Source organism: Leptospira interrogans (genome assembly GCF_900156205.1).
Classification (GTDB): Bacteria; Spirochaetota; Leptospiria; order Leptospirales; family Leptospiraceae; genus Leptospira; species Leptospira interrogans.
This window is the reverse complement of record NZ_FTNA01000021.1, coordinates 26,971-47,865: the sequence shown is the minus strand read 5'-3', so window position 1 is coordinate 47,865 and position 20,895 is coordinate 26,971. Positions and strand designations below refer to the sequence as shown.

11 protein-coding genes are annotated in these 20,895 nt (G+C 34.5%); 8 read left to right on the top strand and 3 right to left on the bottom strand.

Annotated features, from left to right (window positions below; translation table 11 throughout):
* The first annotated feature begins 13 nt into the window (after positions 1–13).
* Together BW942_RS15550 and BW942_RS15545 are read left to right on the top strand one after the other, a co-directional pair.
* Positions 14–2,113: a thioredoxin domain-containing protein gene (locus tag BW942_RS15550; RefSeq protein ID WP_170870528.1), complete on the top strand. Its 2,100-nt coding sequence runs from the start codon at positions 14–16 to the stop codon at positions 2,111–2,113.
* A gap of 615 nt (positions 2,114–2,728) precedes the next feature.
* A complete protein-coding gene (locus BW942_RS15545; protein WP_000876132.1) occupies positions 2,729–3,007 on the top strand; it encodes a DUF3800 domain-containing protein in 279 nt (92 codons plus the stop codon).
* Between the two features lie 382 nt (positions 3,008–3,389).
* Here the strand turns inward: BW942_RS15545 and BW942_RS15540 are convergent, their stop codons facing one another.
* The 3 genes from BW942_RS15540 to BW942_RS15530 all read right to left on the bottom strand — a co-directional run bounded on the left by BW942_RS15540 (position 3,390) and on the right by BW942_RS15530 (position 8,957).
* Positions 3,390–3,932: an SRPBCC family protein gene (locus tag BW942_RS15540; protein WP_002145501.1), complete on the bottom strand. Its 543-nt coding sequence runs from the start codon at positions 3,930–3,932 to the stop codon at positions 3,390–3,392.
* Between the two features lie 342 nt (positions 3,933–4,274).
* Complete coding sequence (locus BW942_RS15535) at positions 4,275–6,800, bottom strand: extracellular matrix-binding protein Lp95 (RefSeq protein ID WP_002084608.1); 2,526 nt, start codon at positions 6,798–6,800, stop codon at positions 4,275–4,277.
* A 708-nt stretch (positions 6,801–7,508) separates the two neighbouring features.
* Positions 7,509–8,957 (bottom strand): RecQ family ATP-dependent DNA helicase, encoded by a 1,449-nt coding sequence (locus tag BW942_RS15530; protein ID WP_000202873.1) that lies wholly within the window; start codon positions 8,955–8,957, stop codon positions 7,509–7,511.
* Between the two features lie 104 nt (positions 8,958–9,061).
* Here BW942_RS15530 and BW942_RS15525 point away from each other — a divergent pair, with 104 nt between their 5' ends.
* The 6 genes from BW942_RS15525 to BW942_RS15500 all read left to right on the top strand — a co-directional run bounded on the left by BW942_RS15525 (position 9,062) and on the right by BW942_RS15500 (position 20,356).
* The gene (locus tag BW942_RS15525; protein WP_000028769.1) at positions 9,062–12,460 is read left to right on the top strand and encodes an exodeoxyribonuclease V subunit gamma; all 3,399 of its coding nucleotides are present in this window, start codon (positions 9,062–9,064) and stop codon (positions 12,458–12,460) included.
* Positions 12,450–15,590, top strand: coding sequence for a UvrD-helicase domain-containing protein (locus tag BW942_RS15520; protein ID WP_001103176.1), 3,141 nt, complete (start codon positions 12,450–12,452; stop codon positions 15,588–15,590). The genes BW942_RS15525 and BW942_RS15520 overlap by 11 nt, the downstream gene beginning before the upstream one ends.
* Positions 15,572–17,425, top strand: coding sequence for an exodeoxyribonuclease V subunit alpha (recD, locus tag BW942_RS15515; protein ID WP_000503851.1), 1,854 nt, complete (start codon positions 15,572–15,574; stop codon positions 17,423–17,425). The genes BW942_RS15520 and recD overlap by 19 nt, the downstream gene beginning before the upstream one ends.
* 370 nt (positions 17,426–17,795) lie before the next feature.
* Positions 17,796–18,731 carry an ABC transporter ATP-binding protein gene (locus tag BW942_RS15510; protein ID WP_001982953.1) on the top strand — a complete coding sequence of 312 codons (936 nt, stop codon included), beginning with the start codon at positions 17,796–17,798 and terminating at the stop codon, positions 18,729–18,731.
* Positions 18,728–19,489 carry an ABC transporter permease gene (locus BW942_RS15505; protein WP_082279651.1) on the top strand — a complete coding sequence of 254 codons (762 nt, stop codon included), beginning with the start codon at positions 18,728–18,730 and terminating at the stop codon, positions 19,487–19,489. The genes BW942_RS15510 and BW942_RS15505 overlap by 4 nt, the downstream gene beginning before the upstream one ends.
* Positions 19,490–19,498: 9 nt before the next feature.
* On the top strand, positions 19,499–20,356 hold the full coding sequence (locus tag BW942_RS15500) for an SDR family NAD(P)-dependent oxidoreductase (protein WP_000841176.1): 858 nt from the start codon (positions 19,499–19,501) through the stop codon (positions 20,354–20,356).
* Positions 20,357–20,895: the final 539 nt, after the last annotated feature.

Here is a 20,895-nt window from a genome sequence, read left to right as displayed (position 1 = left end):
AAAAATAGATTTTATGAGTCTAAAAGAGAACAATTCAATGGAATCCAATTCCCGTAATCCCAACCGACTTTCAAAAGAGAAAAGTCCTTATTTACAACAACATTCTTATAACCCGGTGGATTGGTTTCCTTGGGGTGAAGAAGCCTTAACCAAAGCAAAAGATCAAGATAAGCTTATTTTTTTATCTATTGGCTATGCTACTTGTCATTGGTGTCACGTAATGGAAAAAGAATCATTTGAGAACCAAAGTATCGCAGATTATCTCAATTTTCATTTTGTATCGATCAAAGTGGATCGAGAAGAAAGACCGGATATAGATCGGATTTATATGGACGCGTTACACGCAATGGAACAGCAAGGAGGTTGGCCGCTGAATATGTTTTTGACGCCTGAAGGACAACCAATTACAGGTGGAACCTATTTTCCTCCGGAATCCAGATACGGAAGAAAAGGTTTTTTAGAAGTTTTGAATATCATTCAAAAAGTTTGGACAGAAAAACGATCGGAATTAATTGCTGCGGCTTCGGAACTTTCCCAATATCTAAAAGATTCTGGAGAAAGTAGGGCAAAAGAAAAACAAGAAGCCGATTTTCCACCGGAGAATTGTTTTGATTCCGGATTTTTACTCTATGAAAATTATTATGATTCTCAGTTCGGAGGTTTTAAAACTAATCAAGTTAATAAGTTTCCTCCTAGTATGGGACTTGGATTTTTACTTCGATATTATCATTCTTCTGGAAATCCAAATGCTTTGGAAATGGTAGAAAACACTCTTCTCGCTATGAAACGAGGTGGAATCTATGATCAAATCGGCGGGGGACTTTGTCGTTATTCTACCGATCCAAGATGGTTGGTTCCTCATTTTGAAAAGATGCTTTATGATAATTCTCTTTTTTTAGAAATTCTGGCGGAGTATTCTTTGGTTTCGAAAAAAATTTCTGCCGAATCTTTTGCACTTGATATAGTTTCTTATCTACATCGGGACATGAGAATGGACGAAGGTGGAATTTGTAGCGCAGAGGACGCGGACTCTGAAGGAGAAGAAGGACTTTTTTATATCTGGGATTTAGAAGAATTTAGAGAAGTTTGTGGAGAGGATTCTTTCCTTTTGGAAAAATTTTGGAACGTTACGAAAGAAGGTAATTTTGAGGGTAAAAATATACTGCATGAAAATTTTCGTGGCTCCAATTTTACAGAAGAAGAATTAAAACAGTTAGATAAAGCTTTGGCAAAAGGAAAGGTTAAACTTTTGGAAAGAAGGAGTAAAAGAATTCGTCCACTTAGAGACGATAAAATTTTGACTTCTTGGAATGGTCTCTATATCAAAGCGCTTGTAAAAACTGGAATCGCATTTCAGAGAGAAGACTTTTTAAAACTTGCTGAGGAAACGTATTCTTTTATCGAAAAAAATCTAATCGATTCTAACGGTAGAATCTTGAGAAGATTTCGGGAAGGAGAATCTGGAATATTAGGATATTCGAATGATTATGCAGAGATGATTGCTTCTTCGATTGTATTGTTCGAGGCGGGTAGAGGAGTTCGTTATTTGCAAAACGCGGTTCTTTGGATGGAAGAAGCGATTCGTTTGTTTCGTTCTCCTGTGGGTGTGTTCTTTGATACCGGAATCGACGGCGAGGTTTTATTAAGAAGGAGTGTGGACGGTTATGACGGTGTGGAACCGTCTGCGAATAGCTCTCTTGCTCATTCTTTGGTAAGGTTATCTTTTTTGGGAGTAAATTCGAACTATTATCGTGAAATTGCAGAATCGATCTTCTTATATTTTAGAAAAGAATTATATTCTTATGCTCTTAGCTATCCGTTTTTGCTTTCTGCTTATTGGTCCTATAAACATCATTTTAGGGAAATCGTTTTGATTCGCAAAAATTCAGAAGAGGGTAAAGATATGCTCGCCTGGATTCAGTCTCGGTTTTTACCTGACTCGTTTCTTGCGGTGGTCAACGAAGACGAGTTAGAGGAGGCAAGAAAACTTTCTTCTCTTTTTGATTCCAGGGATAGCGGTGGAAATGCTCTCGTTTATGTTTGTGAGAATTTTTCTTGTAAACTTCCAGTTGATAACGTTTCTGATCTTGAAAAATGTATGCGACTTTCTTAATTTAACGCAAGTTCGATGGTTAAAAATCTGGGCGAATCCGGCTGTCATAGGCAGCCGGACCGGGCTCTCAGCTCTGGTCAAGTTATTGTAAAATTTTAGAACTAGATTCAATTTTTATAAAGTACCAATAACTTAACCTTACAACGCGCCTCATAGGAAGCGTTGTGCTGAGTTCATTCATCGATCCCTTTCGCGTTATGCCGAATTTACGTTAATTTAGTAAAATTTTAATTTGGTTAACGTGGGCGGGTGAGGAAATTTTTCCGTAAAAAAATTGAAAATGGGAATTCTCACAAATATAGAATTTGTTTGTAAAGCCGTGATTTGCGGTAGTTCCTACATTTTAGAAATTCATCTGCAAAATTTAGATTTGTAGTAGTTCCTCATTTTATTTCTTGCATAAAGATTGACTTTCATAAAGAGGATTTCTTACCTCGGACTCACGTTTTTTACATAGAACCTCTAAAACCTTAAAGATTGCAGAGATTGGATGATAAAGAATTACTGGAAAGTTCGTAAAATGTCTGGATGTGACGGTTCTTGTTGGAACTCACGCAATTATTAGAAATTTCTAAAGAATTATAGTCTAGATTTTGGAAGGCGTTCAAAGAGCTTGTGAAATATTTAGGAGGTAGTATAAATCTTTATTTCGATGAGTATTCAGGTAAAAATTCTCAATTTCAAAAAGAATTCAAAGATTACATTACGAAAAAGAATACTGAATATTATTTCAAAAAGGTTGAACAATTAGAAATGTTTCAAAGTAGCGATCATCCTTTTATACAAGTTGCCGATCTAATTGCTGGAGTTTTAAAAAATCAAATGAAAAATAAAAATAATTTATTTGAGCTTATTGAAGAGAAATGTATTTTTACAAGAATTTTTCCCTATTAAAACAATGGTGGAGTAACGGATGCTTTTTTTCTTTACTTCGTTTTCCATTTGCGTCCCGCTTGAAAATTATTACGGTCTTTATACATAACCTTTGATGTTTAAAGACAAACAAACCTTTTATCTCGTTGTGTACAAGCGCATCAGAACTACGAATGTCAGAAATTTTATTACGTTATCCGAAATATATAAAGTTTGCTTAAAAAAATAAAAAGAGATTTTCTTTAAGAAAACTTTATAAAATTAAAATATAAAGATTACCTAATTAACCTTTTTTATAAAATTGTCTAACTTATTTTATTTGCTCTGATTTCTGTTTTTCTAATGGCAAATCGCTTGCTTGAACCTTGTGTAATCCCAGCGCGCAAGTGTTTTAGATAGGTCGTTATTTTTCCAGAAGAACTTTCAGATTATTTAGACTATCATCCAAGTTCTGAATGATTTTCTGTTGCTGATCAAAACAAACATTAACTATAAAACTAATCACTGTCATAGGAAAGGACATCTTATCTGACATGCCGATCAAAACTTTTGTTTGTTTTTCATTTACAGATTGAGTCGTAATATAGGAATTAAAACTTCCTTCAAAAGGTTTTTGAAAACGGATTTGAGTATCGAGTCTTTCCCCATCTACGATGTTTGTAATTTCTTGTTCTGCCGTTCCTACTTCTGGATGTTCACTTTCCCAAGAAGAAATAAATCCGACTTTGCCATCTGTTCCTTTAAATTGTTTTTTCATCTGAGGATCTTTTTTAGACCATGCGTTCCACTGTTCGTGATTTTTCAGAAATCTAAGTTCTGTAAAAACTACGTTTTTGGGTTGATTGATGATAACTTCTCTTTCTAATTTAAATTCCTTGGGAGAAATGATCGCAAGGATTATTATCAATGCCACAAATCCACCTAGAATATATGATAAAATTTTCATATTCAATTCTCCTATTGTTATAAGATAGAAACGCTTAAAATACAATCTTGTAAATGAAAAAACAGAAATAGTTTTTATGTTTCCGTTTAATTTTTCCACATTTAAGGTAAGTTCCGCGTAAGAAGTTTTGTCGAAGTCTAGAGTAATCACGAAAGTGTGAATGAAATACTTTCATAAAATTCTTTGAATTGTGACTCCTAGGAAACAATTTTTTGAGTTTCCTAGGAGCCCATTGTATTCGGGGAGTAAATTACTACACGAGTCAGCACAACCCAAATGTCCCGTCTCGTTCAAGCGTCATAGTTCACAATGAAAACACTTACCTGATTTCAATTGATAAAACTATTGTTCCACACAAAGAATGCTAGCAGGAACATCTTTCCAGTTGTATGGATCTGTATGATCGGGTAAAGAAGTCTTTGAGCAAATTCCTTGACCGACAAAAATGGAGTTTCCATATTTCCAATTTGCTAACCCGAACGCTCCTAATTCATTGGTACTAGAAGAAGTCCAATTGAGACAATTCAATTGGTTTACGGAAATAACTTTATTTTTCCAAGTTTGATCTAGTCCGGTCCAAATCGCATAGTTTCCTGCAAAAGAATTTTGGAATGGAAATGAAAAAAGTCCTACAGAATTTGTCGTTCCGATGATTGTATCATCCGAACGTCTATATTCTTGGAGAGGTTTGAGTACCCAGTCTATTTGTCCGTCTCCCGCGTTTGGACTTAGGGAAGCTCTACGAGTATCTCCGACGAGCATCGCCTTATACCCACCTCCTAAAGAAAGTAGTTTAGAGGGTTTATTGGAATCCAGATTGCAATAACCATCTGCTTGTGTGATTCCTCCAAAGTTTGCGTTATGCGGGTTTGTCGGTACGAAAGTATATTTATGGCTTCGAAAGTTTACTCCATACCTAGAAAGTAATCTTTCGATTAAAATATCTCCGTATGTTTGATTGAGTATTTCCCTCAACCTTTTCGAGGACATATATTCCATATTTCTAAAAAAGTCGATCGAATTGTCATCGTAAACGGAGCCCATCAGTCTTGCACCTTCGTAATGTTGGTCAAACGGTCTACCCGGTTCTGGGAAGTCACCCACTCGGATTCCTCCCATCTTATGATGCCAAGAAGTATGACCTAACTCGTGAATTGAAATATTTTGGGACGTGTATTGTAGATTTCTTTGTCTCATCACTTCTACGTATTCCGTTGCGTTTGCAACGCTTGGAGGACAACCTAAACAAGGCTGATAGAAAGTAGGATCGAAGTGGAAGGTAGTCGTTCCGTTTGTTATAGTATGGAAAACTCTCGTATCTATAATGTTTGCATCCGAATACGTCGCTAAATAAACATTCGTAATAGGAACAATTGATTGTCCCAATTGAGCGTTGGAAGTTGCGTAAGCCCCTCCTTGGATTTTAGAAAAGTCTGATATATATAGGGTAACGTCTTCTCCATTTTGGCGAATGGGATAAAGGATCTCTAAATCCGTGAGCAATTTTGTTTGATTGAATTCGTAATACAACATCGTAGCCAGAAGGCGTTCATCCGGGTTGTTCAAATTGAGAGGAGTTTTTCCAGGAGTTTTGGGTCTTGTGTTATACCAGTTTTCAACTAAGGCCTGATTGAGATCCGGTTGAATCATAGAAAAATTTTGGATCCCTTGGATTTCCAATTTGAAATATTTTTTAGTGGCTTCGTAAAATTCAGAAGTGAGAATATTTCCCCAAGAAGTTAAGGAATCGTTTGTAGTAAATTGAGTATCTCCGAATCGAACGATACGGATTTTGATCGTATCCAGAGGTCCCGCCGCGTTTACGGGTATGGGAGTTTCGGCAGTATGAAGGTCTATGATGTTTCTTGAAAATTCCGTAGTTTTATTACTGCCAGAAGAACAGTCCGAAGGTGCGTTATGATAAATCTTGAAACTAAAGATATTTTCATCTGCATGGTAGAATTTAATAGAAGGAGGAGTTTGAAAACGGACTGTAAGAATTCCCTGAGGATAATTGGAAATGGAAACCGGGAAATCGGAAGTGGTTGAACATTCCGTGCTGATTCTTGATTTTTTATTAGTGGGAACCAAATGTAACTTAAGCATTCCAGAATTAAGCGTGAATTCACCTAACAGCTTAATATAATCCACCGAGACCTCGTTCTTTACGGTTTTGATTTTATTTAGGTTTAAAGCAAAAATATAAGTATTTCCACGGTAAAGTTTTGAAGAGCTTGAAACCGGATTACCGTTTGAATAAATATATGCGTCTCGATTGTTGGTGATCATATCGTTGATAATGTTGTTAAACGTAGAATCTACAACGGAAGAGATGGTGACGTTTTCCGTGACGGTCGGGTACTGAGTTTGTGGATCCCCTTGCATCGCAAGAGTATAAGTTCCTGGAGACCAATTGAGAGTGGAAATACTCATCTGATAGGCGGATCCCGTAGGTCTTAGATCGGAAATTTCCGTAATGTCTTTTGAGTCCATGTGTTTGGTTTGAGGAGGAAGGATACCGTTTTGATAGTTAGAAAGTTCTTGGGGCGTAAGATCTTTCCAGATTAGTAAATAGTCCGCAAATCTTGCGTTAGCCGGTGGGTAGGCCAAAACGCTGAGTTGTTCACCGGAAGGAACGGAAAGACGTTCGCAGGAAAGTCCGTAAGAATTTAGGATATAAACGTATCCTTTGGAGGAATCGTAAGAAGGGGCGCAGTCAAAGCTCGAAAGATGTGTGTTAGACGGATTATGGACCAGATTTAAAATTGAGTCCGCGAAGTTAGAAAAGAAAAAAGGGTTGTTTTGAGATTTTGTATTACAACCTAACACTAGATATACGGTCATAATACATACAAGTATATAGTTCATTTCATTCTCCTAAATTAGAATTTTTAAATTTTCTAATTGAATTTTACTAACATTTCAACTTTAAGAATTTGCCGATTTTTTCAAAAATCGGTCGGTTATTTGGTTCCTAAATAAAATGAAAAAATGGTTTTATCCGTCTTGAGGGAAATGTAATAAAAAGAACGATGATATCTTGCTCTGATCGATGTTCGGGTGATAGATAGTTTAAACTATATAATGCTATTCTTAAATATTAAAGTTGTTGAAAAATTAATCCTCCTTGGTTTCTTTTTCATCGGAACGAACGGAAAATTCTATTTTACTATAAACCGTCTCAAAATATTTTAGAATGATTAGAATTGGCATTTTAAGCAGAAATAAAATATTTTTGAAATGAGTTGTAATAGTAGATAAGAAATTTTTCAACAACTCTATTAATTGCTACTCGGACGTATGAAGATGATACAAAAATAGACGGGCGATTTTACAGAGATGATGAAGTTCTCAAAAATTATTTCTAATCCGAAATTGTCGGTTATTTTAACTTTTGAAACAAGCCTTAGTTAAAGATTTGTTATAGAAGTCTAACGACGCGATAAGTGCGAAAAAGAAAATTTAAAAGTTTAATCAAGGAACAATTAGACACGCTCTAAAGAGTAAAATCGCATTCTGTCTTTTGAATGAACTTAGGTTAACGAACTAAGAATTTCTCTCCATATATAAAAAGTTCTATTTTGACTCACTAGAATTTTTACAAATATCGCAGTTCCCACATTCCGAAAACTTGGCGTCAAAGTATTCGTAGACGAATTCTCTTCTGCATTTTTCTGATTTTAAGTAAAGAAGCATTTGATATAGACGTTTTAGGCTGGTTTTCTTTTTAAGTTCTAATAACTCCGCAGAACACAACGCTTCGGGCAAAGTAGAAATTAATTTTAAAGAATTTTTTTCTAATTCCCCAGAAGTAACTCCGTATCTATCAAATAGATTGAGAACGGTTTGGAGTCTGTGGTCTCCTCTATTTTTAAAAACAATTTTAGATTGTAAATCTTCGTAATCAATCGAAGATAATTCTTCTCCCAAACGTTTCAAGGTTTGAAATGTGCGAGATATAAACGCCGCGTCTGGATTTTGCCATTCTATAAAATCCATTAATACAGAAAGATCGTCTTGGTTATAGAAAACATGACAATCAGAAGGTTTACCGTCTCTTCCCGCTCTTCCAATTTCCTGATAATAACTTTCTAAAGAAGAGGGTAGTTCCGCGTGGATGATCGTTCTAATATTTGGTTTATCTACTCCCATTCCAAACGCATTTGTAGCGAGCAGAATTTTATCATTCGATTTTAAAAATTGGTTCTGTACTTTTTTTCTTTGGTCGGTAGTTAATTTTCCGTGATAAACTTGATATTCGATTTTTTGAATGTCTAACTTTTCACAGAATTTTTCCAAATTCTGAATGAGATTAAAATAAACGATAGTACTTCCATTTTGTTTTTTTAAAAGTTCTAGAATTGCGTTTGATTTAGAAGGTTCGTCTACAAATGTCCTTACGTCTAAAAATAGATTTGGTCTACAGATTCCTTCGTTGTATATTATGATTTCCGAATTTTCTAACCCCATCTGAAGGATCATGTCTTTTTGAATTTCGGTTGTAGCAGTTGCGGTTAACGCAATCGTGATTGGTTTACCTAAAATTTCACGAAACTCAGAAATCTTAGTGTAATCTGGTCTAAAGTCGTGTCCCCACTGACTGATACAATGGGCTTCGTCGATTGCAAGAAGAGAAATTTTTCTGTTTTTAAGACAATCTAAAAATTCATTTTTACGAAAACGTTCCGGAGAAACATATATGATTTTGTATTTACCTTCTTTTAGGTATTGATAACTTTGAAGTCTATCTTGTTTGGAAAGAGAAGAATTGATATAGCCCGCTTCGATTCCGAGTTGTTTCAGTTTTAACACTTGATCTTGCATAAGCGCAATCAAAGGAGAAATTACGATTGTCAATCCTTCTAAAATAAGCGCTGGAATTTGATAACAGATCGATTTTCCCATTCCGGTAGGCATGATCACCATACAATTTTTTCCAGAGAGAACATCCGTAATGATTTTCTCTTGAGAGGTTCTAAAAGAAGAAATTCCGAAAAGGGTTTTGAGTTCGGAAAGAGAGGTCATTACGATCAGGATTTGTCAATGATCGTCGAGTGCAAGATAAAATGTAATTACTTGCCACAAGGTCGAATTCTTAGGATGTTCGTATTTCAACCGGAGAAAATTGTTTGTCGATCACTCATATTACAAGTCTATCTCTTGAAGATATAACTTCGGAACTTTCTCAGAATATACTTAAGGAAAGAAAAAATTTCCCACTTCGTTCTATTACGATCGTAGTTCCGAGCGTGAACATGAGGTCTTGGTTAAATCTGAACCTTGCTCGTATTTCCGGACTTTGTGCTAATCTTAGATTTTTGTTTTTAGAAAAAGCGCTTGAAGAGTATTTTCATTTTAGAGCGGGTTTAGATTATGATCCGTTTCAAAGAACGTTTCCAAGTCAAGATGCGATTCAGAGAAAAATTTTAACCTTTCTAATCGAAAATTTAAATTCTGAAGAAACTAAATTTTTAGGTTCTTTTTTAGAAAGTATTCCGCGCGCGTTTTCTTTAAGTGCAAAACTAACTTCGCTTTATAAAGATTACGAATTAAATCGATCTTCTTGGATTCAGAGTTGGGCAAACGAAAAGGGTTTAGATATTCCTTCTATTTCTCATAGACCGACACCGTTCCCAAAAGAAGACGAATATTATCTTTTTCAAAAGAAGTTATATCAAAAAGTTTTTTTGAATTCGAATCAACCGAGTACACTCATTCAATTTTTTCTCAAAGAAGTTTTTAAAAACCCTAGGCGTTCCCCTCAAGATTCTTTACATCTTTTTTGTCTTTCTAATCTTGCAGATACATATTTAGGAATTTTAGAATCCATTTCTAAAAAGGATAAACTTCCTATTTATCTCTATCAATTTCATACTGGCGCTTCTACTAAGACGGAATCTTTAGGGCCACAAAGATGGTCCAATCCTCAGATTCATATCTCTTCTAAAATAGTTTCTATTCCAGGAACTATTTCTAAAAATCTAGAAGATACTCGTATATATCCCGAAAAACTTTCCGCACTTAAAAATTTGCTCAAAGGAGAGATAAGAGGGCATAACGTAGAAAATTTTTCAGGGGACTTTTCGGTCCGTTTTTGGAATGCTCCTTCTTCCTATCGAGAAATAGAATCGGTCGCAAATGATATTCTCTATAAGATGAATCAGGATCGGACACTAACGTATCTAGATTTTGCAGTTTTGGTCACGGATATGAAGGTTTATCGTCCCGCCGTAGAATGGGTGTTTGATGGAGGAATTCTTCTACAAACTAAAGTGGACGCAGACCCGATTCGAAAAAAAATTCCATATTCTTTGACGGACATCAACGCGAACGAAGCTTCTCTTTTGTATCGAGGTTTGATGAACTTTTGGGAAATTTGTTCTGGAAATTTCGTTCGTAAAAACGATCTCTTAAAACTTCTTAGAAATCCTCTTTTGCAGAAAAAGATTCGTATTCATTCTGAAGATGTACAGGAACTGGAAAAGCTGATCGAAACTTCTGGAGTCAGATACGAAGAATCCGGAAGAGAAAATGATACATTCCAAATTTCGAATGGACTTAAAAGGATTCGATTGTCTTCAATTCTTTCTCAAGAGGCCGCTTGGACAAAATATAAAATTTCTCAGATTCCTTTGGAATCTGAAGAATATTCTTTGCACCTAACTCTTTTCTGGGAAACGGTTCTCAAAGTAAAAAAAGATATTCTTTCTTTTTTTGCAAACGAAACGATTCGATGGACTTCCGAATATCTAAAAGTAGTACAAACTTCTATCGAAGAACTTTTTGAGTTCTCAGAAGAATATGAACAAGAAGCCAAACTTTTTCACAGTTGGTTACAATCGCTTTCTGAATGGGAAGGAATCCAATTACAAAATCCAGAACAAGGAATTTCTCTTTTGAAATTTCTCACGGAACAAGTTTTCAATCAAATACCTTATCGTAAAGGAGCTTATCTTACTGGAGGAGTTACGATTTCTCTTTTACAACCAATGCGTCCCATTCCTTTTAAACATATTTACGTTTTAGGATTGGGAGAAGGAAAGTTTCCAGGTTCTGACGATATTTCACAATTAAATTTAAGAAAACATTTTCGAGAAGAATGGGATATTTCCAAAAGAGAAATTCAAGAATTCCTTTTATGGGAAACGATTCATTCTGCAAAGGAGTCGATCACTTTCAGTTATGTAGGTAAAAATTTGCAAGAGGATAAAACGTTCGAACCTTGTTCTCACTTTCTTGAAATCATGGAATTTTTGGAAGTTAAGGATGTTGTTCGTCTTCCATTACATTCGTATAGTATAAAATACGAACATACTCTTCGAGAGTTAAAACAAGGTTTGGTGAGTTATGATTTTGCAAGAGTTTGGGTTAACGGAAAACGAAAGGATCATCCTGTTTTGGATCGATTTCAGAATCCAGACGAACTGATAAAAAATCATTCTGATCTTTCTCGTTCTACAATTGACGTAAAAGAACTTTCTCAATTTTTAAGCGACCCTTTGGACACGTATCTCAAAAGAAAACTGGCGATGTATTTAGAAGAAGAATATGCCGAGGAAAACGAAAAAGAACCTTTTTATTTGGATGCGATTGAAGAAACTCATATATTAAAAAAAGTGCATGCACTGATGATTCCAGATCTAGTTTTAGAAAAGCCTTGGGTTTGGGATCAAGAAAAAATCGTTCAAGCAGTTACTCCGATTTTAGAAAAGGAAAAGTTTTCTGCAAAGTTCCCTGCGTCCGTATTTGGAAAAATACAAGAAGCTGATTTGGTTCAATATTTAGTAAAAACTAGTGAACACCTTTCGGAATGGAAACCTCTTTTTCAAGGAGGGAAGTATTATCCGTATTTAAGTTTAGGAGATACAGGATTGCCGGATGCGATCTGTAAAAAACTTCCTGCCCTAAAGGTTCCTTTAGAATCTGGTGATTTTTTTCTTCAAGGAGAATGGGAACACGTTATCGAAAAAGAAGGGAATTTATACTGGTTGTTTTCTAAAAGTTTAGAAGAAAAACCTAGCGAGGATTATTTTGGTTATAAGGATTATTGGAAGGTGATGAGTTTTCCCTTTTTAACCGGAGTCGCATTTGCATCTTCTAACGAAAATTTTAAGATCTATTCTTTTAAGCCTAGGCCTTCCGAAGAATCTAAAAAAAAGAATATTCTAGAATTTGAATATGATATAAAAAGCTCTTCTTTGGGAATGGAATATCTTACTAAAATAGTGACGGAATATTTAAAAGAAGAACCTATCTTTTTTCCTCGTAGAGCATTTCTAAGTTATTACGTTAAAAATATACAAGTAAGTTCTGGTAAAAATAAAACTGTCGAAGACTTGTCAAAATTTGAAGACGAAAGCGTTTGGATTCGTTTTCTTAAAGAAGAATTGAACGGAATTAAGGAAAACTTATCTCCACTGGTAAAACTGTATCCCAAAACACCTGAATTAATTTTACAATCCCGAATCCGATGGGCCAAATATTTTTACAAACCTCTCTTGAATTGGAAAAAGATTTATGAACGTTAGTCGTACTTATAAATTCAAATCCAGTTTTATAGAAGCATCCGCTGGAACTGGAAAAACTTATACGATTATGGAAATCGTAATAGACCTGATTTTAGAACATAAGATCCCTTTGACTCAGATTTTAATTTTGACCTATACAGAAAAGGCGGCGGGAGAACTCAAAGAAAGGCTTAGAAAAAAACTGATCAGTTCCGGACTTACCAAAGAGGCCAGGGAACTGGATCAGGTAACGATTTCTACAATACACGGATTTTGTAATGCGATTTTAAAAGAATATCCGGTGGAAACGGAAACTCATACAAACTGGATCTTAACGGATGCTCTGGAAAGGTTGAATATTGCCTTATATAAACTTCAACACGAGGAATGGAATTCTTGGGTAGATCCAGAAAAATTAGAAGATTTTATTTTATCTTCGAAATATAGATTCAAAAAAGAAAATATTCTAATTTCTGCATCTAAGCTTTTAAGCGGAAAAAAGTATGAGTATTCTAACGAGACAACTACTATGACCTCGGAGACTTTTCTTCAAAAGACTGCATTGATCATTGCGGATATGGTTTTAAAGGAGTTTAAAACTTCGGAGTGGATGAGTTACGACCAGATGATTTTAAAAACTAGAGATTCTTTGGAAAATTCTCGTCTTAGAAAAGCGCTTCAAAGTAGATACAGAGTAGGGATCTTGGACGAGTTTCAAGATACGGATGGAGCACAGTATGAAATTTTCAAACGACTTTTTTTAGAATCTAACGATGACAGAGCGTTGTATCTAATCGGAGATCCGAAACAATCTATCTACGGATTTAGAGGAGCGGACATAGGAATTTATCTTCAAGCAAAAGAAGAATTAAAAAAACATAAAGCAGAAGAAATTTCATTGAACGTCAATTATAGATCGGTTCCTGAGTTGATCCGAGCTTATAATGAGATCTTTGGTGGTAAATCTGGGAAACAGAGTTTTTTCCCGATTTTAGAACAATCGATTCCGATTCAATATGAGCCTGTATTTGCTCCTAAAGAGAATATTAAAGTTTTATTAAGCGATAAACAGAAACAAGGTCCGATTCAGATTGTACGGTTTACAGGAAAAGATTTTTGGAACACTCAAGACGCAAAAAATGCTTGGGGACAATTTATCTCGGAGGAAATTTTAAAACTCATTCACAAAGAGGACCCATTTACTTATCAAGTTGCTGAAGGTGATTTGTATTATGTAGAAAAAAAACTGAAACTTCGTGAAATTGCCGTTTTAGTAAAAAGTAAGTCCGAAGGAAAACTTGCGGAACAATTTTTAAAACTTAGAGGGATTCCTTGTTCTTTTTATAAACAAGAAGGGATTTATCAATCGGCGGAATCCTATCAGATTTCTAATATATTTGAATGTCTTTTAGATCCAAATAAACCTTCCTCCTATAGAAAACTTTTGCTGGGAGATTTGTTTCAAATTCATCCGGCGCATCTTCCTTATTTTGATGAACATTCGATCGATTCGTATGAGAAAAGTATATTAGATCGTTGGAAAACTCTTTCTATGGATCGTAAATTTTCTGAGTTATTCCGTTCTATCGAAGAAGACAGTAGGATTTTTTTGACCGAAGACGCAACGGATATAGACTGGGAAAGAAAAAGAACCAATTACAGACAGATTTTTAGAAGGCTTCTTCAGTTTCAAATTGCAAATCAAGCCGATCTAGAAGAAATATTAGAAGAATTGAAACTACTACAAAAAAGTTTTAAAAACGAAGAGGAACTTCCTTTATTCGAAAAAGAAACCGAAAAAGATGCGGTTCAGATACTAACTTTACACGCTTCCAAAGGTTTGGAATGGCCTGTCGTTTTTTTGTTTAATCTTTCTGGAGATTATATTCCAGAAGTCTACGACTATCCTTTTGTGGATAAGGACGGAAAACTGTCTTGGAAATTGAGTCTTTGGGATAACGAAGAAGAAAAGAAAATTAGTAAAGAAATATATTCTAATCAATCCTTGAACGAAAATAAAAGGCTTCTATACGTGGGAATCACTCGGTCCAAGGTAAGGATTTATCTTCCATTTTATACTCCATTGAACAATTGGAAAACAAGAGATTCGGCATATTATAAAATTCTTTACCCTAGACTTCAAAGTATATTGGAAAATGAAATTGATACGGATTTATTTCACGTGGTTTCTTGGGCCCCTACACCTTTTGATTCTACCGATCCTAAACGAATTGATTGGAATCTTGATTCAGAAATATGTTTTACTCCTTTACTCTATGAAGAACCGGAAACTTCTAAAACGATTCGTCTTAATAGTTATTCTTCTTTGAGAACTAGTATGAATTTTTCGGAAGAAGTATCTCTTTCCGTACTAGAAGAAAAAACCCGTATACAGTCAGACGATGTGGAAAACTCCGAAACGGTAATCAAAGACGCACTTCCTTCTTCTGCTTCTATTGGTTCTTTTTTACATTCTCTTTTAGAAGAATTAGATTTTTCCATTTTTAAAACTACAACATCTAAAGAACTTTTAAAAAACGAAAAAATTATTTCCAGAATGGATTTTCATTTGGACTACTTTCGAATTTTAAAAAGAGAAGAGGGCCGTTTTATTTTAGAAAAGGAAACGGTTCAAAAAAGGACGGTAGAAATTTTATGGAATCTACTGAACGCAAATATTCTAGATCAGAAAGGGGCTTTATTTCGCCTTGTGGACCTTCCCAAAGAAAATAGGGTTTCTGAAATGGATTTTTATTTGGATCTAGATACTAATCCTGGAAATTTTTTAAGAGGTTCCATCGATTTAGTATTTCAGATTGATGATAAATTTTATTTAGCGGATTATAAGTCTAATTTGCTTGAAGATTATTCTACCATCTCTTTAAAAAGAAATGTGGAAAATTTAGAAAGTAGATATGATCTTCAAAGAGATATTTACGCATTAGTACTTTATGAATATTTAAAGAATTTATTTGGTCCAAAGGAAGCATTACAAAAAATCGGTGGAGTATATTATTTTTTTCTAAGAGGAATGATCTATGGAGAAAGTTCTGGAATTTATTCAGATTTTTTTTGGAGTTTGGAAAGAATCGAATCTATCCGTAAAACTGTTTTAGAATCCACGACTTTTCGATGGGAGAAATCGAATTGATTTTTATTGAAAAACTAAGGACGGATATTTTAGAACTGATTCAGTCATCGGAATTCGAAAAGAAAAAATTAATAAAAGTATCAGAAGAGGACTCTAATTATATATTAGAAATATTGAATTCAATTTGGGAGGCTACTCAGGAAGGAAGTTTATGTGTTCCTGTAAAACAAGAATGGAAGAAAATTTTAAAAATAAAGCTCCCCGGTCTTGTCGTAGATCGGTTTGAAAATACGGAATGGGTGTATTTTGAAAAAACGTATCGTTCTAAAATTGAATTGGAACGTCTTTTAAAAGAAAGAATCGAAAATGATGTTTCGGTTAATGTGGATACGGATCGAGTTGAAAAAATTCTAAAGGATCTGGAATCGAAAAGTTTTTCACTGAAAAAAAATCAAAAAAAAACAATCTTTTCTTGTTTAAACTCCTCTTTCCAAATTATAAGTGGAGGACCTGGTACTGGAAAAACAACCATAGTAGCGTTTTTATTACAAATTTTGAATGAACTAAAGCAACTTCCTTCTCCAGAAAAAATTGCACTTGTTGCACCGACTGGAAGGGCGGCTCAGAGGTTAACGGAATCGGTTCAAGAAAATTTAAAAAAAATCTCCACGTCTCTCGAAAATGGATTTCTAAGAGGACAAACGATTCACGGACTTTTAAACTACAAACAGTCGTTAGGTGGGTTTTATTATAATCGAGAAAGATACCTTCCACATAGACTAATTATCGTGGACGAAGTTTCTATGGTAGATTTAGATCTGATGCTTTCTCTTTGGAATTCAATTCCTAAAAATGAGACGATTCAAGAAGGAACCATTCCGTTTCGGTTTATATTGATTGGAGATCCACATCAACTTCCTTCTGTAGAAAAAGGTGCCGTGTTAAGCGATTTTTTATCCGTGTTAGAATCTAAACGATTTCATTTTGTTTCTAAATTAGAAGAAAGTAATCGTCAGCAACCAAATACAAACGGAGAAGTTTCAAAGATAGTCACACTCGCAGAAGAAATTTTAAAATATTCTCCTGAAAATCTAAACTTAGGAACTAAGATAGATGAAAGTTTTCCAAAAACGAATCAAATTAAAGAGAATATTTTATACAAAAGTGAAGTTGTATGGTTGCAAAATATTGAAAGTAGCACTTCCGATTATTTTTCTAGAGATGAGTTAGTTGAAAAACTTTGGAAAGAAATTTTTTATCCTCAAATTGATAGAATCTCTTCTTGGAAAATTCAGGATTCTTTTTGTTTTGATAAACCAGATTTTATTCAAAAATTTCAAGAGGAACTAAAACGATTTCGTTGTCTTACGATTTTTAGGAGTGGCTATTGGGGAGTGGATGCGATTCAAACAAAGATCATGAATTTGGCTGCTCAAAATCTTTTTTTTGGAAAGGGCGGGAACTTTTTTGCCAAACGACTTTCCAAGGGAATTTATTTTGTAGGTCTTCCCATTTTAATTACTCGAAACGATAAAAGTAGAAAACTTTTTAACGGAGATATTGGAATCGTATTAAAAACGGAATCTACCGGAGAACTTAGGGCGGTGTTTCCGATTGAAGGAAAACTTTTTCAGTTTGCGTTAGACACTCTTCCAGAGCATGAACCTGCGTTTGTAATGAGTGTACATAAAAGTCAGGGATCAGAATATGATACAATCCTAATTTATCTTCCAGATTCTATAGAAGAGGAAAAATCTAATGGGTTACTCAATCGTCAAGTTCTTTATACAGCAATTACAAGAGCTAAAAAACAAGTGATCTTGGCTGGAAATCCGCAAACCTGGGAAATTGGAATCGCCAATTTTCAAAATAGAAATACTGGGTTTAGAATTTAAATTAAAATGAATTGAGTGTAATGCCAATAGAAGCAAGACGTTAATTACTAGGTTTGAGCTTTTTGGTAAAGTACAATTAGGTTTTTTGAGATGGGTTGTGAGTAAATTAGAATATAATTGATTTCTATTTTTTAAAAAACTTCAATTTTCTGAAAGTTCAAACTCTTGGCGACTTTTATGCGTAGATTTTTATTGTTTGTTTTACGAATTGTGTTCAAATTCGCCAAGGCGCTATAAATCAATTTTAAGTTTCAAGTAGAGTATAAAAATCGATTCAAAAAAACAAAATCATGCTGTACGAAGAAAATGTTTTGTGTATTTTGGACTTTCTATCGATTCGATTCGAAGACGTTCGTATATAAGGAAGAATATGAAACCGAAAATGAAATCGCCTATTGTATCCGTAAATCGTCTTTCCAAATATTATGCAAACGGATTTCAAGCGTTAAAAGACGTTTCTTTGGAAATCCAAGAAGGAGAAATTATAGCTCTACTTGGTCCAAACGGAGCGGGTAAAACGACTTTAATTTCGATCATTTGTGGAATTGTAAATCCAAGCCAAGGTTTTGTTCATGTTTCTGGAAAAGACATTTTACAAGATTTTAGATTTACCAGATCTCAAATCGGTCTTGTTCCTCAGGAACTCAGTGTTCACGCGTTCGAATCTGTATGGGCTACTGTAAGTTTTACGAGAGGTTTGTATGGAAAATCACCTAATCCTGATTATATTGAGAAACTTTTAAAATCACTTTCTCTTTGGGATAAGAAAGATCAGATGATACTTACACTTTCTGGAGGGATGAAACGTAGAGTTTTGATTGCAAAGGCACTTTCTCATGAGCCTAGAATTTTATTTTTAGATGAGCCAACCGCGGGAGTGGACGTAGAACTTAGAAAAGATATGTGGAATATAGTTCGTAATCTACGGGAAAACGGAGTCACTATCATTCTGACTACACACTATATAGAAGAGGCAGAAGAGATTGCAGATCGTATTGGAGTGATTAACAAGGGAGAGTTGATTCTCGTAGAAGATAAAAAAGAACTTATGCAAAAGCTGGGAAAAAAACAGCTCACGATCGATTTAAGTCGAACCTTAAAAAAAATTCCAGCGACCTTAAAATCAAAGGGACTGGAGATTATTGGAAATGGTAAACAACTTCTTTATACATATGATTCTCACGGAGCACAGACCGGAATTTCCACTCTTCTTCAAGATTTAAAAAAAGCTAAAATTGATTTCAAAGATTTAAATACTACTCAAAGTTCTTTGGAAGAAATATTCGTTCAGTTGGTATCAAAATGAATCTATACGCGATCAAATCCATTTATATTTTTGAAATGTCCAGAACGTGGAGAACACTTTTTCAAAGTATTGCTTCTCCCGTTATTTCTACTTCCTTGTACTTCGTTGTTTTCGGTTCTGCAATTGGTTCTAGAATCCAAGAAGTGGATGGAGTAGGTTATGGTTCGTTTATCGTTCCTGGTTTAATTATGTTGTCTTTATTGACAGAGAGTATTTCTAATTCTTCTTTTGGAATTTATTTTCCTAAGTTTACAGGGACAATTTATGAAATTTTAGCGGCGCCGATTTCTATGATAGAGATAGTAATTGGTTTTGTGGGCGCTGCGGCTACAAAATCAGTGATCTTGGGAACGATTATGCTTGCCACTGCTTCTTTATTTGTTCCGATTAAAATTGCACATCCGTTTGTGATGATTCTTTTTCTTCTTTTAACTTCAATTTCTTTTAGTTTGTTCGGATTTATCATAGGGATTTGGGCGGATAGTTTCGAAAAATTGCAAGTGATTCCTTTACTCATCATAACTCCTTTAGTATTTTTAGGTGGAAGTTTTTATTCTGCGAATATGCTTCCTCCTTTTTGGCAAAAGGTAACTTTTTTTAATCCGTTTCTTTATTTAGTGAGCGGATTTCGTTGGAGTTTTTACGAGATTTCTGACGTAAGCGTGGGAGTAAGTCTTACGATGGTTTTTGTTTTTCTTTCGATTTGTTTGTGTCTGGTTTGGATGATTTTTAAAACCGGTTACAAAATTAAAAAATAAATTTTGAATATGAAATCAAATCATTTGAGATTTGAAGGTAGAAACGTTTTTATTATTGGCGGTTCGGCTGGAATTGGAAAAGGACTTGCACTGGAGTTTGCAAAACAAGGGGCAAACGTAGTTATTGCTGCTAGAAATAAAAAAGCTTTGGAAACAACTGTTACCGAATTAAGAACGATCGGTTTTAAAAACGCGATTTTTGATTTTGTAGTCGCGGATGTTTCTAACGTTTTGCAAATTCAAAAGGTCGCAAAGAAGGTTCTCAAAATTTTAAGAGGTCTAGACCTTCTAATATGTAACAGTGGTTATGCGAAAGTGGGTAAGGTTGAGGATTTAAGCGAATCGGATTTTAGAACACTGATGGAGGTGAATTTTTTTGGACATGTGAACTTCGTTCGTGCCTTTCACGCTCATTTTCTTAAACAAGGTTTTGGAGATATTGTTCTTGTTTCTTCCATGCTTGCTACGTTTTCTATTTACGGTTACGGAGCGTATTCTGCTAGTAAGTTTGCGATTATTGGTTTTGCACAATCTTTGCGACAAGAAATGATGTTTCACGGAGTTAGAGTAAAAGTTTTTCTTCCTCCTACTACGGATACTCCCGGTTTAGAAAAAGAAAATCGGGATAAACCAGAACTCGTAAAAGAAATGGAAATGGGTTCAGCGATCAATTCGGTTCATTCCGTAGGAAAAGTAGTGAACTCATTTATGAATTGGTTTCCTAAAAAGAAATTTTTAGGTTACGCTACCTGGGATTCTTGGCTTCAATATTTTTTAGCGAGACATTTTCCCGAATGGACTTTAAGGATTGCAGATGCTGAACTTAGGGCCGCACAAAAAAGATTAGAACAAAAAAATAATTACTGATTTCTGTATAATAAAGTATTTTTAATTTTATATTTAAAAGAATCGATCTCAATCTCCTTAGAAAGAATTTTTAAAAAATGAATTTCTTCATTTAAACGAATGAATAAAACTATTTCGTAGATGCAAAGAGATCGAATCTGTGGAAACTAATATTGAAGGACTTGGCGGGAGATTATTTGAGTGTTTTAGAATATGATTTTTATTTATAAATCTTTTTTCTAACTAACGTGAATTCGTGGAGAAATCCGTTTGATTCCTAGGCAATTTTTTCGTAAAAAATAGATGTGGGAACTCTCACAGATCGTGGGTTTACAGTTAAGCTTTGAAAATTGTTGGAACTATTAGGATATATAAAAAGAATCATCGTCCAATTAAATTTTTGCAGTTTTGCGACCATCATCAAAACTTAAATTCCATTTTAATATGAGTTCGACCTAAGAAAAAATTTTCTAAAAGTAGTAGTTCCTACAATTTAAGAATTTGTTTGTAAAGCCGTAATTGGTGAGAGTTCCCACATCATTTTATAGACAAATCTAAGT